13 protein-coding genes are annotated in these 15,690 nt (G+C 65.9%); 11 read left to right on the plus strand and 2 right to left on the minus strand.

Going from position 1 to position 15,690, the window contains the following annotated elements; all coding sequences use genetic code 11:
* Positions 1 to 82 precede the first annotated feature (82 nt).
* From ftsW to murC, 3 genes are read left to right on the plus strand one after another with little or no spacing between them, the layout of a single operon-like run.
* On the plus strand, positions 83 to 1,237 hold the full coding sequence (gene ftsW, locus ASD45_RS03535; RefSeq protein ID WP_056910220.1) for a putative lipid II flippase FtsW: 1,155 nt from the start codon (positions 83 to 85) through the stop codon (positions 1,235 to 1,237).
* A complete protein-coding gene (murG, locus tag ASD45_RS03540) occupies positions 1,237 to 2,337 on the plus strand; it encodes an undecaprenyldiphospho-muramoylpentapeptide beta-N-acetylglucosaminyltransferase (RefSeq protein ID WP_056910221.1) in 1,101 nt (366 codons plus the stop codon). The genes ftsW and murG overlap by 1 nt, the downstream gene beginning before the upstream one ends.
* Before the next feature lie 57 nt (positions 2,338 to 2,394).
* Positions 2,395 to 3,798: a UDP-N-acetylmuramate--L-alanine ligase gene (gene murC / locus ASD45_RS03545; RefSeq protein WP_056910222.1), complete on the plus strand. Its 1,404-nt coding sequence runs from the start codon at positions 2,395 to 2,397 to the stop codon at positions 3,796 to 3,798.
* 7 nt (positions 3,799 to 3,805) lie between these two features.
* Here the strand turns inward: murC and ASD45_RS03550 are convergent, their stop codons facing one another.
* Entirely contained in the window at positions 3,806 to 4,063 is a 258-nt protein-coding gene (locus tag ASD45_RS03550; RefSeq protein ID WP_056910223.1) for a hypothetical protein, read from the minus strand.
* A 135-nt stretch (positions 4,064 to 4,198) separates the two neighbouring features.
* Here ASD45_RS03550 and murB point away from each other — a divergent pair, with 135 nt between their 5' ends.
* The gene (murB, locus tag ASD45_RS03555; RefSeq protein WP_056910224.1) at positions 4,199 to 5,116 is read left to right on the plus strand and encodes a UDP-N-acetylmuramate dehydrogenase; all 918 of its coding nucleotides are present in this window, start codon (positions 4,199 to 4,201) and stop codon (positions 5,114 to 5,116) included.
* A 6-nt stretch (positions 5,117 to 5,122) separates the two neighbouring features.
* On the opposite strand, the gene ASD45_RS03560 is transcribed toward murB, so the two are convergent.
* Positions 5,123 to 5,911 (minus strand): DUF4239 domain-containing protein, encoded by a 789-nt coding sequence (locus ASD45_RS03560; RefSeq protein ID WP_056910225.1) that lies wholly within the window; start codon positions 5,909 to 5,911, stop codon positions 5,123 to 5,125.
* A 124-nt stretch (positions 5,912 to 6,035) separates the two neighbouring features.
* Between ASD45_RS03560 and ASD45_RS03565 the strand changes: the two genes are divergently transcribed.
* The 7 genes from ASD45_RS03565 to recN all read left to right on the plus strand — a co-directional run bounded on the left by ASD45_RS03565 (position 6,036) and on the right by recN (position 15,584).
* Positions 6,036 to 6,962, plus strand: a complete 927-nt coding sequence (locus tag ASD45_RS03565; RefSeq protein ID WP_056912571.1) for a D-alanine--D-alanine ligase — start codon at positions 6,036 to 6,038, stop codon at positions 6,960 to 6,962.
* Between the two features lie 266 nt (positions 6,963 to 7,228).
* On the plus strand, positions 7,229 to 8,152 hold the full coding sequence (locus tag ASD45_RS03570; protein WP_056912572.1) for a cell division protein FtsQ/DivIB: 924 nt from the start codon (positions 7,229 to 7,231) through the stop codon (positions 8,150 to 8,152).
* The gene (gene ftsA / locus ASD45_RS03575) at positions 8,149 to 9,471 is read left to right on the plus strand and encodes a cell division protein FtsA (RefSeq protein WP_056910226.1); all 1,323 of its coding nucleotides are present in this window, start codon (positions 8,149 to 8,151) and stop codon (positions 9,469 to 9,471) included. Before ASD45_RS03570 ends, ftsA begins: the two co-directional genes overlap by 4 nt.
* Before the next feature lie 126 nt (positions 9,472 to 9,597).
* The gene (ftsZ, locus tag ASD45_RS03580; protein ID WP_056910227.1) at positions 9,598 to 11,301 is read left to right on the plus strand and encodes a cell division protein FtsZ; all 1,704 of its coding nucleotides are present in this window, start codon (positions 9,598 to 9,600) and stop codon (positions 11,299 to 11,301) included.
* Positions 11,302 to 11,682: 381 nt separating this feature from the next.
* Positions 11,683 to 12,639 (plus strand): UDP-3-O-acyl-N-acetylglucosamine deacetylase, encoded by a 957-nt coding sequence (gene lpxC / locus ASD45_RS03585; RefSeq protein WP_056910228.1) that lies wholly within the window; start codon positions 11,683 to 11,685, stop codon positions 12,637 to 12,639.
* Positions 12,640 to 12,858: 219 nt separating this feature from the next.
* Positions 12,859 to 13,731 (plus strand): outer membrane protein assembly factor BamD, encoded by an 873-nt coding sequence (locus ASD45_RS03590; protein ID WP_056910229.1) that lies wholly within the window; start codon positions 12,859 to 12,861, stop codon positions 13,729 to 13,731.
* Between the two features lie 182 nt (positions 13,732 to 13,913).
* The gene (gene recN / locus ASD45_RS03595; RefSeq protein ID WP_056910230.1) at positions 13,914 to 15,584 is read left to right on the plus strand and encodes a DNA repair protein RecN; all 1,671 of its coding nucleotides are present in this window, start codon (positions 13,914 to 13,916) and stop codon (positions 15,582 to 15,584) included.
* The last annotated feature ends 106 nt before the right edge of the window (positions 15,585 to 15,690 follow it).

Genomic DNA, 15,690 nt, shown 5'->3' on the forward strand with positions numbered 1-15,690 from the left:
TAAGCAATGACAGCAGTTGTTAACCCTTCGCTAACCGTCCCGCGTCAGCTTGGGTCCTCACGGGGCCCCCGGAACGATCAATATGATTTCGCGCGCACAACGCACCCCAATCGGCGAGTGGTGGTGGACGGTCGATCGTCTGACCATCGCCGCGGTCGGCGCTTTGATGCTGGCCGGCATCGTGCTGTCGCTCGCCGCGTCGCCGCCGGTGGCCGGTCGCATCGGGCTGGAGCCGTTCTACTTCGTCAACCGCCACATCTTCTTCCTGTTTCCGACCATCGCCATCATGCTCGGCGTCTCGTTTCTGACGCCGCACCAGATCCGCCGCCTGGCCCTCATCGTTTTTGCCATCAGCCTCGTCATGGTCGCTGTGACGCCGATCTTCGGCCAGGAGATCAAGGGTGCCAAGCGCTGGCTGGTGCTGTTCGGCGTCAACATCCAGCCGTCCGAGTTTCTCAAACCCGCTTTCGTCATCCTGATCGCCTGGCTGTTCGGTGAATCGGCCAAGCGCCCGGAAATGCCGGCCAACACCTTCGCGCTGATCCTGCTGCTGACGGTCGTCGCACTCCTGGTGATCCAGCCCGACTTCGGCCAGACCATGCTGATCGTGCTGGTGTGGAGCGCGCTGTTCTTCATGGCGGGCATGCGTGTGATCTGGATGTTCGGCATCGCTGGCGCCGCGGGCTTCGGCCTGCTGGTCGCCTATTACACCGTGCCGCACGTGGCGACCCGTATTCAGCGATTCCTCAACCCGCAATCGGGTGACACCTTCAACATCGATGTGGCCACCGAAAGCTTCATGCGTGGCGGCTGGTTCGGTCAGGGTCCGGGCGAGGGCACCGTCAAGCGCATGCTGCCGGAAGCCCACACCGACTTCGTGTTCTCGGTGGCGGCGGAAGAATTCGGCGTCGTGCTCTGCCTGGCGTTGGTCTCGCTCTACACTTTCATCGTGGTGCGCGCGATGCTGCGCGCCATGCGTAACGACGATCCGTTCTGCCGCTTTGCCGCCGCGGGCCTCACCATGTTGTTTGCGACGCAGTCGGCGATCAACATGGCGGTGAACCTGCATCTGATACCGGCCAAGGGCATGACGCTGCCGTTCATTTCCTATGGCGGTTCGTCGATGCTGTCGCTGGCTTACGGCATGGGCATGTTGCTGGCGCTGACGCGCGAGCAGCCGCGCGGCGCCATGCTGACCGCGCCGGACGATTTGCTGCCGGCCGGGAGCAGACCCTGATGGCGCAGGCGGTTGCGCCGCTCGTGTTGCTGGCCGCCGGGGGCACCGGCGGCCATCTTTTTCCCGCGGAATCGCTGGCCGTGGCGCTCAACAAGCGCGGCGTCGCGGTCGATCTCGCCACCGATGTGCGCGCCGCGCATTTCGAATTTCCGGCGCGTAACGTCCATCTCATTCCCAGCGCGACGTTGCGCGGCCGCGACCCGGTGGCGCTGGCGCGTACGACCTTGATGCTCGCGCGCGGCGCGCTGAAGGCGTGGAGCGTTATCGGTCGCATCAGACCGGCCGTCGTCGTCGGCTTCGGCGGCTATCCGACGGTGCCGCCGCTCATCGCCGCGTCGTGGCGCGGCGTGCCGACCGTGCTGCATGAGCAGAACGGCGTCATGGGCCGCGCCAACCGCCTGCTGGCCTCGCGTGTCACCGCCATCGCCACCGGTTTCCGCGTGCTCGCCAAGGTGGACGATGCCGTGCGCGCCAAGATGACTTTCACCGGCAACCCGGTGCGGCCGCTGGTGATCGAAGCGTCGAAGGTGCCGTACGACGCTCCGCATGGCGACGGCACTTTGCGCCTGTTGGTGTTCGGCGGCAGCCAAGGCGCGCGTGTGATGTCGGACGTCGTGCCGCCGGCAATTGAAAAACTCGATGCGAGCTTGCGAGCGCGGCTGCACGTCGTGCAGCAGGCGCGGCCCGAGGATATCGACGCCGTCTCGGCTCATTATGAAAAACTCGGCGTCGCTCACACCTGCGCCGCGTTCTTTTCCGATTTGCCGGTGCGCATGGCGGCGGCGCATCTCGTCATCTCGCGCTCGGGCGCTTCGACCGTTGCCGAACTCTCCGCCATTGGCCGACCGGGCATTCTGGTGCCGCTGCCGCACTCGCTCGACCAGGATCAACTCGCCAACGCCGGAGTCCTGCAAGAAGCGGGCGGGGCGGTGCGCATCGTGCAGGCCGAGTTTACGCCGGAGCGTCTGGCCCGCGAGATCGTCGCCCTGGCGGCGGAGCCGGCGCGGCTCGCCGCCATGGCCGCGTGCGCCAAGAGCGCCGGAACCGTCGATGCCGCGGAGCGGCTGGCGGATCTGGTGATGAAAACCGCCGGGATTTGACATTTCGCGCCGCGCCCGGGAAAAGCCGTCCGTTACGGATAAACAGCTGAGGTCGTCATGAAACTGCCGCGCGAACTGGGACCGGTGCACTTCGTAGGCATCGGCGGCATCGGCATGAGCGGCATCGCCGAGGTGCTGGTCAATCTCGGCTATACCGTGCGCGGTTCCGACGTCTCGGAGAACGCCAACGTCAAGCGCCTGCGCGACAAGGGCGTCATCGTCGAGATCGGCCACAAGGCGGAGAACCTGGACAGCGCCGACGTCGTGGTCGTGTCGTCCGCGATCAAGCCGGACAATCCGGAGCTCGTCGCGGCGCGCGCCCAGCGCCTGCCGGTGGTGCGGCGCGCCGAGATGCTCGCCGAACTGATGCGGCTGAAATCCTGCGTCGCCATCGGCGGCACGCACGGCAAGACCACGACGACGTCGATGGTGGCGACCTTGCTCGATTCCGGCGGCTTCGACCCTACCGTGATCAACGGCGGCATCATCAACGCCTACGGCACCAATGCTCGACTCGGCGGCGGCGACTGGATGGTGGTCGAGGCCGACGAATCCGACGGCACCTTCCTCAAGCTGCCGGCCGACATTGCCATCGTCACCAATGTCGATGCCGAGCATCTCGATCATTTCAAGACTTTCGCCGCCGTGCAGGAGGCCTTCATCCACTTCGTGGAGAACGTGCCGTTTTACGGTTTCGCCGTGATGTGCACCGATCATCCGATCGTGCAGCGCCTGGTCGGCCGTATCGCCGACCGCCGCATCGTCACCTACGGCGAGAATCCGCAGGCCGATGTGCGCCTGACCGACCTCACCAACAGCGGCGGCACGCAGCGCTTCACCGTGCGGTTCCGCGACCGCGACGGCAAGGAAATACACGCCATCACCGGCCTCGAACTGCCGATGCCGGGACGCCACAATGCGCTCAATGCGACCGCCGCAGTGGCGGTCGCGCATTCGCTCGCGATCCCTGACGACAAGATCCGCAGCGCGCTCGCCCGGTTCGGCGGCGTCAAGCGGCGTTTCACCAAGGTCGGCGAGTGGAACGGCGCCACAATCATCGACGACTACGGCCATCACCCGGTCGAGATCGCCGCGGTGCTCAAGGCCGCGCGCGAGTCGACGGCGAACAAGGTGATCGCCGTGGTGCAGCCGCACCGCTATACGCGCTTGAAGAGCCTGTTCGAACCGTTCTCGACTTGCTTCAACGATGCCGATGCCGTGGTCGTCGCCAATGTCTATGCCGCCGGCGAAGCGCCGATCGAGGGCGCCGATCGCGATCATCTGGTGCAGGCCCTGCGCGCGCGTGGTCACCGTCAGGTGATCCCGCTCGACGGACCGGAGCAGCTCGCCGGCATCATCAAGGGCCTGGCGAAACCAGGCGATTATGTCGTCTGTTTGGGGGCCGGCTCGATCTCGCAGTGGGCCTACGCGCTGCCCGGCGAATTGAAAGCGCTGAGCTGAGGCCGCGTCACAGGCATTGCCGCGTGTACATGGCCACCGCGGATTCGTACTGACGATAGGCCGACTGCAAGCGCGCGAATTCCCTGGCGCATTTCTTGCGGCCCAGGCTGTCGGCGACGCAGGCGGTAAATTCCTCGTTCGCGGTATGCAATTGTGCCAGGATGTCATTGTAATCCCGGACGGCATCGCCGCATTCATCGGCTGCGGCGGCCGCCGGTAAAGCCAGCGTCAGCGCGAGAACAACGATACGGATCGCACGGGTCATGCGCTTCCTCCTTGCCCTGTTCGTGCAAGCCTGCCGCCGGCGCAACCACCGGCTCCACGAATTGGACCGCCCCTGCCGCTATGCTACAGGAACATCGACGGTCGGGGCCACCGGCGCGATCGCAAGTGATGTGAGATGACCTTTCCCGACCTCGTCCCCGACCTGAAAGCGAGAATGCCGGCGCTGCGCGGCCGCCTGTCGGCCAACCAGCCGCTCGGGCCGTTCACCTGGTTCCGGGTCGGCGGCCCGGCGCAGGTTCTGTTCGCGCCCGAAGATACCGAGGACCTCGCATATTTCCTGAAAAATCTGCCGGCTGATATCGCCGCCACCGTGATCGGCGTCGGCTCCAACCTGATCGTGCGCGACGGCGGCGTCGAAGGCGTGGTGATCCGGCTTGGCCGCGGCTTCAACGCGATCGACTGCAAAGGCGACACCGTGCGCGCCGGAACGGCGGCGCTCGACAAACGCGTCGCCGAAGCGGCGGCGAACGCCGGCATCGGCGGGCTCGAATTCTACTTCGGCATTCCCGGCACCATCGGCGGCGCCGTGCGCATGAATGCCGGCGCCAATGGCGGCGAGACCAAGGACGTGCTGGTGTCGGCGACCGGCGTGACACGTCAGGGCGAGATCGTCAGCTTCGACAATGCCGGCATGAAATTCCGCTATCGCGGCAACGGCCTCGATCCGTCGATCATCTTCACGCAGGCGACGTTCCGCGGTCAGTTGAAGAACGCTGAAGCGATCCGCGCCCGCATGTCCGAGGTGCAGCAGCATCGCGAAACGGCGCAGCCGATCCGCGAGAAGACGGGCGGTTCGACCTTCAAGAATCCGCCCGGCCACAGCGCCTGGAAAGTCATCGACGCGGCAGGCCTGCGCGGCTTTGCCATCGGCGACGCCCAGGTCTCGGAAATGCACTGCAATTTTCTGATCAATCGCGGCAGTGCCACGGCCGCCGATATCGAGAAGCTTGGCGAGACCATCCGCGAGCGCGTCCAGGCCCATTCCGGCATCGTGCTCGAGTGGGAAATCAAGCGTATCGGCGAGCCGGACTGACGGCGATCAGACGCCGCCGTTCGGCCCTTGCAGCTTCAGCAAGTCGAGCAGCGGCTCCGGTCCGACGCGCACCGCGCCGGAAAACGGATGCTCCTGCAGCGCGATCAGGCCGAGCGCCACGACCGCCGACACTGAAAACACGACGAGCGCGGCGATCTGCGGATTGCGCTTCTGCAGATGCACGACGCCGATTGCGACCTGCGTCATGATGCCGAGGATCAGCACGATCGACCATTTCAGTTCGCTGGTCGAATCCGACGCCAGCGACAGCCGCTCCGAACGGGCGCTGGATACCCGCACCGCGGCATTGATCATGGCGACGTTGACCGCGGTGCCGGCATTCGCCGCCATCGACGGCTCGCTCAGTTCACGCAACAATGCGTCGAACGCACGATCCACCGATGCCGCGCTGTCGCCGGTCGTCATTGCCGGCCATTCGTCGCGGGTGACGGCTTTGATATAGTCGGTCCAGTCGGCGCGGATCGCGGCCATGTCGGGCTTTGACGCGACGCTCAGCGTAAACACGTTGCGCAGTTCGGCCGCCTCGGTCTGCACCGCGCGGGCGGCCTGCCGGTTGCGGTCGGCGATGTCGCTGGCGAGAAAACCGGCCATCAGCGCGAACAGAATGGCGACCGCGCCGAAGAACGGCGGGGCCACGCCGTCGAACCGCCGTATCGAGGCCCCGAGCGACCGGCCGAAGGTGGCCCACACGATCAGCGCGCCGGTTGCGGCATAAAGCGCGGTCAATAAGGCAAATACCGCCGGGGCGGGCAGGTCGATCCAGCTTTCGATCACGCCTCACCTCGTCTTTAATATGAGCACCACCGCGTTTCGACGATCCGGGGTAGTTTGGCCGGAAATTTAACGGTGATCGTCCTATAGAGAGTGGGCAGTCTAATGCTTGATTCGGAGAGCCGCCATTAGCGCCCGGAAGCATGTCGCCGTTCTCATGGGTGGCTGGTCCGCCGAGCGCGAAGTATCGCTGCGCTCGGGCAAGGCCTGCGCCGATGCCGCCGAGCGCGCCGGCTATCGCGTCAGCCGCATCGATGTCGGCCGCGATGTCGGACAGGTGCTGAGCGCGCTCAACCCGGATTGCGCCCTCAACGTGCTGCACGGCCGGCCCGGCGAGGACGGCACCCTGCAAGGCTTGCTGGAAATCATCGGCATTCCCTACAGCCATTCCGGCGTGATGGCCTCCTCGGTGGCGATGCAGAAGGACGTGGCCAAGATCCTTCTGAAAGAAGCCGGCGTGCCGGTGCCGGGTGGCAAGGTCGTCGACCGCCTAGCAGCGGGCCGCGCGCATGTCCTGCCGCCGCCTTACGTCATCAAGCCGATCGCGGAGGGCTCCAGCGTCGGCGTCTTTATCGTACGCGAGGATCATGAGCATCCGCCGCAGGAATTGATGCGGCCCGACTGGAAGTATGGCGAGCGCCTGCTGGCCGAACCGTTCATTCCGGGCAAGGAACTGACCTGCGCCGTCGTCGCCGGCAAGGCGACGGGCGTCATCGAGATCGTCGCCAACACCAGGTTTTACGATTACGAAGCGAAATACGCCCCCGGTGGCTCGACCCATCTGTTGCCGGCGCCGATCGCGGACGAGGTCTATGAAGCCTGCCGCCGCTTCGCGCTCATGGCGCACCAGGCGCTCGGCTGCCGCGGCGTCAGCCGCGCCGACTTTCGCTACGACGACAGCAAGCCGGGCATCGCCGGGCTCGCCTGCCTGGAGGTCAACACTCAGCCAGGCATGACGGAAACCTCGTTGGTCCCCGAACTTGCCGCCCATGACGGCATGAGCTTCGAACAGCTTGTCGCTTGGATGATCGAGGACGCCTCGCTGGGGCGCTGAAGCCCGTCGCTCCTGACCACGTCATTGCGAGGCCCGGAGACCAGGAAGGGCGCCGGGTTTTGGAACCTCCAGTGCCTGAAATGCCACGACCGGCAGAAGTTACCGAAGTCTCAGCCCAATCCATCAAACTTTACTAATCGTTTACCAAATGGCCGGAAGACTAGGCCTGAGCGGCGCCTCGTGCGCCGCGCTGGGGTGGTGCGCCTTCGCCGAGGCGACGGACCCGCCACCCGTCGATGGATCAAACTTTGGAAGAACCGGTTGCGATGGATCGTCGGGGATACCTCGCTCAATCGCTGAACACGTACAACGCCCGCTCGCCGGGCCGGTGGCGGCGTCCGTTGCGCCGCTGGTTCACCACGCTTGTTTCGCTCGACGTGCCGCGCGGCGTCGGCTCCGCCGCGGTGGCGATGCTCCTGCTGGGCAGCGTTTGCTACGGCGTCGTCAAGGGTGAGCACACCGACGATATCGCCCAGAATTTTCATGACATTTGCGATGCCGCGGCCAACGCCGCCGGCTTCCGCATCGCCGAGGTGGCGCTCGCTGGCGAGCACGAACTCGGCCGCGACGACATCCTCAAGATTGCCGGCATCACCGAGCGATCCTCGCTGCTGTTCCTCGATGCGGCGCAGGCCCGGACGCGGCTCCTGACCAATCCGTGGATCGCCGACGCCACCGTGCTCAAGCTCTACCCCGGCCGGCTGCGCATCGAGATCAAGGAACGCCAGCCTTTCGCGCTCTGGCAGAAAGACGCACGCACGGCGCTGATTGCCGCCGACGGCACCGTGCTGGAGCCGGACGTGCCGGCGCGCTTCGCCAGGCTGCCGCTTGTGGTCGGGGCGGGCGCCGAACGTACGGCGCCGAATTTCCTCGAGCTGCTGGCCCACTATCCCGCGATCTCCGGGCAGGTCGGCGCAGCGGTGCTGGTCGCCGAGCGGCGCTGGAATCTACATCTGAACAACGGCGTCGAAGTGCTGCTGCCGGAGAATCACGCGGAAGCGGCGCTTCAGACCCTGATCGACCTCGATCGAGACAAGCGCCTGCTGTCGCGTGACATCGTGCTGGTCGATCTGCGCCTGGAAGACCGCGTCACCGTGCGGCTGTCCGATGCCGCGGCGGCGGCGCGCGCCGACGCACTCAAGGCCGCCGAAAAGGCTCGGAAGAAGACGCGCAAGGGGGGCGAAGCATGACCGTGCTGCGCTTCGGCCTGACGCCCAAGATGAAGCCGGTGTCGCCGCGCCGCAGCGCGGTCGTCGCCGGTCTCGATATCGGCACCAGCAAGGTCGTCTGCGTTATCGCCCGGCTCGAGCCACAGGCGCCGCAGGACGTGCTGCGCCGCCGCAGCCATGGCGTCCGCGTCCTTGGCTTCTCCCACGTCGCGGCCAGCGGCATGAAGGCCGGGCAGGTGGTCGATCTGGTGGAAGCCGAAGAGGTGGTGCGCCAGGCCATTGACGCGGCCGAAAGCACGGCCGGCGTTCAGCTCGAATCCGTGGTCGTTTCGCTGTCCGGCGGCCGGCTCGGCTCGGAACGCTTCATCGCCGACGTTGATCTCAACGGTACCGCCGTCACTGACGGCGATATCGCCCGCGTTCTGGCGGCCGCAAGCCATCATTCGGTGCGCGGTGGCCGTGCCGTGCTGCATTCGCTGCCCATCGGCTACGCCCTGGACTCCGCCAAGGGCATTCGCGAGCCGCGCGGCATGCTCGGCAACAGGTTCGGCGTCGACATGCACATGGTCACGGCCGATGTCGCGACCGTGCGCAATCTGATGCTGACGGTCGAGCGCAGCCACCTGGACGTCGAAGCCATGGTCGCCTCGCCCTATGTCGCGGGACTTGCCTGTCTTGCCGACGACGAGGCCGATCTGGGCTCGGCCTGCATCGATCTCGGCTCCGGGACGACATCGGTCGCGGTGTTTTCGGGCGGGCGTTTCGTCCATGCCGACGGCTTCGCCTTGGGTGCCCACCACGTCACTATGGACATCGCCCGCGGACTCAACACGCCAATCGCCAGCGCCGAGCGAATCAAGGCAATTTATGGCAGTGTTTTGAGCGGTGGTTCGGACGAACGCGACATGATCACGGTGGCCTCGGTCGGCGACGATGAGCGGGAGCCGCCGCAGTTCGTGTCGCGCGCCTCGCTCGTCCGCATCATCAAGCCTCGGGTCGAGGAGATTCTCGAATTGGTTCGTGACCGGCTGGCGACTTCTCCTTTCGCTGCCGAGACGCGTGCTCGCGTAATTCTCACTGGCGGCGGCGCGCAATTGCCGGGTCTTGCCGACCTGGCATCGCGCATCTTGCGCCGTCCGGTGCGGATCGGACGTCCGCTGGGTATCGCGGGGCTTCCCGAAGCGGCCAAAGGGCCGGCCTTCGCGGTGGCCGCCGGCCTGCTCGTGTATCCGCAGGCGGCGCATCTTGAACACTTCGAACCGCGGCGAACGCGGCAGTTGATGACGGGTACAGGCGGGTACATTTCACGGGTCGGACAGTGGCTGCGCGAGAGTTTCTGACCCTCGGTCTAACGCAAGGACGAATCTAACAAGCGGCCGGCGTGGCCGGAAACAATTCGGTGGCACACCGCGAGCGCCTGACGCGCTCGTTCAGCGGGCCACCCGTGCAATCGAGAGGCAGATGACATGACGATTAATCTGAAGATTCCGGACATTCACGAGATGAAGCCGCGCATTACCGTGTTCGGCGTGGGCGGCGCCGGCGGCAATGCCGTCAACAACATGATCGCGGCCGGTCTCCAGGGCGTCGATTTCGTCGTCGCCAACACCGACGCACAGGCGCTGACGCTGTCGAAGGCCGAGCGCATCATCCAGATGGGCACGCAGGTCACGGAAGGCCTGGGCGCCGGTTCGCAGCCGGAAGTCGGCCGCGCCGCTGCTGAAGAAGTGCTCGACGAGATCCACGACCATCTGTCCGGCGCCCACATGGTGTTCGTCACCGCCGGCATGGGCGGCGGCACCGGCACCGGCGCCGCGCCGGTGATCGCCAAGGCCGCGCGCGAGATGGGCATTCTCACCGTCGGCGTCGTGACCAAGCCGTTCCACTTCGAAGGCCAGCGCCGCATGCGCTTCGCCGAGACCGGCATCACCGAGCTGCAGAAGGTGGTCGACACCCTGCTGATCATCCCGAATCAGAACCTGTTCCGGGTCGCCAACGAGAAGACGACGTTCGCCGACGCCTTCGCCATGGCCGACCAGGTGCTCTACTCGGGCGTTGCCTGCATCACCGACCTGATGGTCAAGGAAGGTCTCATCAACCTCGACTTCGCCGACGTCCGCGCCGTGATGCGCGAGATGGGCAAGGCGATGATGGGCACCGGCGAGGCGACCGGCGAGAAGCGCGCGCTGACCGCGGCCGAAGCCGCGATCAACAACCCGCTGATCGACGACGCCTCGATGAAGGGCGCCCGCGGCCTTCTGATCTCGATCACCGGCGGCAAGGATCTGACGCTGTACGAAGTCGACGAAGCCGCCACCCGCATCCGCGAGGAAGTGGACGTCGACGCCAACATCATCGTCGGCGCCACCTTCGACGAAACCCTGGACGGCACCATCCGCGTGTCGGTGGTCGCCACCGGCATCGACAAGATCGGCCTCGTCAATCAGCCGCTGCCGGCTGAGAACGCGCTGAAGGAACTGGCCGGCAAGATGCGCCAGGAAACCAAGCGTATGGTCGAGCGTCCGGCGCTCAAGCCGCATAGCGGCATGAATGCCGGCGTCGCCGCGGTCGAGCAGGCCGCTCATGCCGCCGTCGCCGCTGCGCTGGCGCCGGCCCCTACGGCCATGTCGGCCCCGAGCACGATCGAAGACGTCTCGATCCGCCCGATGCCGATCAAGCCGTCGCTGTTCGAGCCGGCTCCGATGGAGGCGCCGCACGCTGAAGCCGACATGCCCGAGGCCTTCATTCCGCCGGCCCCGGAAATGGTGAAGCGGGCGCCGCGCATGCCGCGCATCGACGAACTGCCCATGCCGGCGCAGAACCAGATGGCCCCCCGGCCGGAAATGAGCGACGACCATCCGCAGAAGCAGCGCATGTCGCTGATGCAGCGGCTGGCGTCGGTCGGTCTCGGCAAGCGCGAGGAAGCGGAGCAGGCGCCGCCGCGTATGGCCCGCCCGATGCCGCAGTTCGAGCAGCCGCAGGCCCGCCCGACGGCCCGCAATCCGGAAGGTCGCTATCCCGATTCGCGGCCGGTCGATCCGGTGTCGGAATACGCGCGCCGGGCTCAGCCGCAGGGTCTCGACCCCCACGGCCGCACCGCGCCTGTGCATAACCCGGGAACCGAGGATCAGCTCGACATTCCCGCGTTCCTGCGCCGCCAGGCCAATTAACCAATCCGCTGCCCCGCCAGAGACTTATGGCGGGGCAGCCAACCTCGTGTCCGCGTGGTGGAAATTTATAAGTATTTGTTTTTATTGAATGTTTTAATTGCGTGGCCGCCGAGAATGGCGCCATCTCCCGCCTCCGAGTAACGTAAATCCCAGTCCGACCGTGCCTTCTTCCTTAAATTGCGGCAGAAAAGAGTAACAGTCGGTAAGAAACCGTGTTTTGGACGAACCCGGGCCACGGCCTAAGTTGCGGACGCGGCAGGGGCTTTTCGGTCTTTCGGGGGATCGCCCGCATCTGCTGAAGGTTTCGTGCGTGGGCTCGGCTGTGGCCTCGCGTTGGCTGAAGTGGGATTGCGAGAGGGCAGTTCCGCGGAAATGGGGTCGATGAAGGGCGCTAAGCAAACGACACTCCGTGACGAAGTTGCCGTCACCGGCGTCGGCGTGCATTCCGGCCGTACTGTCACGCTGAGCTTGCTGCCAGCCGATGACGACGCCGGTATCGTTTTCCAACGTGTTTCCGCTGACGGTTCGATCGAGCGCGAAGTCCGCGCCGACGTTCGCGCGGTTACGGCGACTGAATTTGCCACCGTGCTCGGCGATGCCAAGGGTCCGCTGTGCTCGACCGCCGAGCATCTGCTCGCCGCGCTGCGTGGTCTGCACGTAGACAACGTCGTCGTCGAGATCGACGGCCCCGAAGTGCCGATCATGGACGGCAGCGCCATGCCGTTCGTCGAGGCGCTCGATCAGGCCGGTCTCACCGACCGCGCATCGCCGCGGCGTTTCATCGAGGTCATCAAGCCGGTGCGCGTCTCGATCGACGGCGCGTTCGGCGAACTGCGGCCCTATGAGCATGGCTTCCGCGTCGAGGCCGAAATCGAATTCAATCATCCGCTGATCGGCAAGCAGGATCTGGCGCTCGATGTCACGCCGGACACCTTCCGCAACGAGATCGCGTGGGCGCGCACCTTCGGCTTCATGAAGGATGTGTCGAAGCTGTGGAGCGCCGGTTATGCGCTCGGCGCCTCGCTGGATAATACGCTGGTGATCAGCGACGACCGCGTTCTCAACCCGGAAGGCCTGCGTTTTGCCGACGAGTTCGTGCGCCACAAGGTGCTCGACGCCATCGGCGATCTGGCGCTGGCCGGCCTGCCGCTGATCGGCGCCTACAAGACGGTCCGTGGCGGTCACAAGCTGAACAACGCCGTCCTGACCGCGCTGATGGCCAATACCGCCGCATGGCGGGTGGTCGAGGCTCCGGTCGAGCGGCCGCGGGCCGCGCGCGGCCATGCCGAACTGGCGGTCGGCGTTCCGGCGGCGGCCTACGGCCCCGACGTCTCCTGAATCCCCACGGATCCCCAACGGGCGGCGGCCATATGTCGCCGCCTTATTCCCGGCCGATTGTCCCCCTAATTGCTTGGCCCGGCCGCTGTTTTTGCTTTAAATCGCAGCGTATCGAACGCGGGCCCCCGGCCCGTTAACGATATTGGTCACGAAGCCCGCAAACCGGCGGGGCGAGGGTTAAAATTGCGCCCATTGGCAGCGTCGACGGAAAAGCCTGGCATGAGTTTGCGTTCAACCACCACAGCCCGGTCTGGTTTCACCCGGCGCCTGACGCGCGGCGCGGTGCTGGTCGTTCTGGCCGTGAGCCTCGGTGCCTGCTCCAGCCTGAACATTTTCGGCAGCAAGGACGAAACCCCGCCCGACGAGCCGGCCGACCGCCTCTACAACGAGGGCCTGTTTCTTCTTAACAACAAGAAGGACACCAAGAAGGCGGTGGCGAAGTTCGAGGAAGTCGATCGCCAGCACCCCTATTCGGAATGGGCGCGCAAGTCGCTGCTGATGTCGGCCTATGCCCAGTACGAAGCCGGCAACTACGACGAATGCGTCACCTCGGCGAAGCGCTACATCGCGCTCCACCCGGGCAGCCCGGACGCGGCCTACGCCCAGTATCTGATCGCGGCCTCGTATTTCGACGAAATCCCGGACATCACCCGCGACCAGGATCGCACCGAAAAGGCGCTGTCGGCGCTCGACGAGGTGATCCGCAAATATCCGACCAGCGAATATGCCGTCAGCGCCAAGCAGAAGGTCGAGGTCGCCCGCGACCAGCTCGCCGGCAAGGAAATGCAGATCGGCCGCTATTACCTCGACAAGAAGGACTACACCGGCGCCATCAACCGCTTCAAAGTGGTCGTGACGCAGTACCAGACGACGCGCCAGGTCGAAGAGGCGCTGATGCGCCTGACCGAGGCCTATATGGCGCTCGGCATCACCCAGGAAGCACAGACCGCGGCGGCCGTGCTCGGCCACAATTTCCCGGACAGCCCCTGGTACAAGCACGCCTATGCGCTGGTGAAGAGTGGCGGGCTCGAACCTAACGAAAACACGGGTTCCTGGATCAGCCGCGCCTTCAAGAAGGTCGGCCTGGGCTGATTTCCAGTTATTCCGGGGCGACGCAGGCGCGGACCCGAGATCCAACCGGACCGCCACTGCGTGACGTCCGGGAATGACCGATTCACAGTGACACCGTTGGCCTTGTGCCCACCATCGCCGTCTTTAATGATGAGCACGAATCGGCAACATGCCGATGCAGTAACGGCCCTTAGGGTTCGACCATGCTCTCCCGTCTTTCGATCCGCGACATCGTCCTGATCGACCGGCTCGACATCGATTTCGCCGCGCACCTCGCCGTGCTGACCGGCGAGACCGGCGCCGGCAAGTCGATCCTGCTGGATTCCTTCGCGCTGGCGCTGGGCGGCCGCGGCGACCAGTCGCTGGTGCGCCAGGGCACCGAGCAGGGGCAGGTGACGGCCGTCTTCGAAGTCGGTCCGCGCCATCCCGCCCGCGCCATCCTCAAGGCCAACGATATCGCCAATGAAGACGCGCTGATCCTGCGCCGCGTCCAGCTCGCCGATGGCCGCACCCGCGCCTTCGTCAACGACCAGCCGGTCAGCGTTCAGGTGATGAAGCAGCTCGGTGCGGCGCTGGTGGAGATCCACGGCCAGCACGACGACCGCGCTTTGGTCGATGCCGCGACGCATCGCAGCCTGCTGGACGCCTTCGGTGGCCTCGATGACGAAGCGGCCAAGGTCGGCGCCTTGTGGGAGGCGCGCCGCGCCGCGCAGGAGGCGCTCGAAACGCACAAGGCCGACATCGAGCGCGCCCAGCGCGAGAGCGAGTGGCTGCGCCACGCCGTTCAGGAACTGGACAAGCTGGCGCCGCAGGCCGGCGAGGAAACAACGCTCGCCGAGCGTCGCACGGTGATGATGCAATCGGAGAAGGTGGCGCAGGATTTGCGCGACGCTTACGACGCCCTTGCCGGTTCGAATTCGGCGGTGCCGGCGCTGGCGGCGGCGGTGCGTCGCCTCGAGCGCCGCGCCACCCAGGCGCCGAGCCTGGTCGAGCCGTCGGTGAAGGCGTTCGACGTCGCGCTCAACGCGCTGGAGGAAACCCGCGGCCATCTCGAGGCCGCGCTGCGTGCCGCCGACTTCGATCCGGCCGAACTGGAGCGCAACGAGGAGCGGCTTTTCGCGTTGCGCGCAGCGGGGCGCAAATACAATGTGCCGGTCGATAATCTCGCCGCACTGGCCGCGAAATACAAAGACGACATTGGATTGATCGACGCCGGCGAGGCCAGGCTCAAGGCGCTGGACAGGGCCGCGGCAAAGGCCGACGCCGATTTCCGCGCCGCCGCCGACGCGCTGTCGAAGGCGCGCGTCAAGGCCGCCGCCAAACTCGACAAGGCGGTCAACGGTGAACTGCCGCCGCTCAAATTGGAGCGCGCCAAGTTCTCGACTCAGATCGACACCGACCCCAATGCGCCCGGCCCGAACGGCATCGACCGCGTCGAGTTCTGGGTGCAGACCAATCCCGGCACCAAGCCGGGCCCGATGATGAAGATCGCGTCGGGCGGCGAACTGGCGCGCTTCCTGCTGGCGCTCAAGGTGGTGCTGGCCGATCGCGGCTCGGCGCCCACGCTGGTGTTCGACGAGATCGACACCGGCGTTGGCGGCGCGGTGGCGGATGCCATCGGCATGCGGCTGGCGCGCTTGGGCAAGAACGTGCAGGTGCTCGCCGTGACCCACGCACCGCAAGTCGCGGCGCGCGCCGCGCGGCATTACGTCATCTCCAAGGATGCGCTCGACAAGGGCAAGCGCGTGGCGACGCGGGTCACCGAGGTGGCGGAGGATCACCGCCGCGAAGAAATCGCCCGCATGCTGGCCGGCGCCGAGATCACCAACGAGGCGCGCGCGGCGGCGGAACGTCTGATCAAGGCCGCGAGCTAGCCAATCCAGGGCGGAACCCCGGACCGCGATAATCCCCTTTCTTAGTCATGCCCGGCCTTGTGCCGGGCATCCACGTCTTTAGATTGCCGTCAAACAAAACGTGGAT

This window comes from Pseudolabrys sp. Root1462, assembly GCF_001426945.1.
Taxonomy (GTDB): domain Bacteria; phylum Pseudomonadota; class Alphaproteobacteria; order Rhizobiales; family Xanthobacteraceae; genus Pseudolabrys.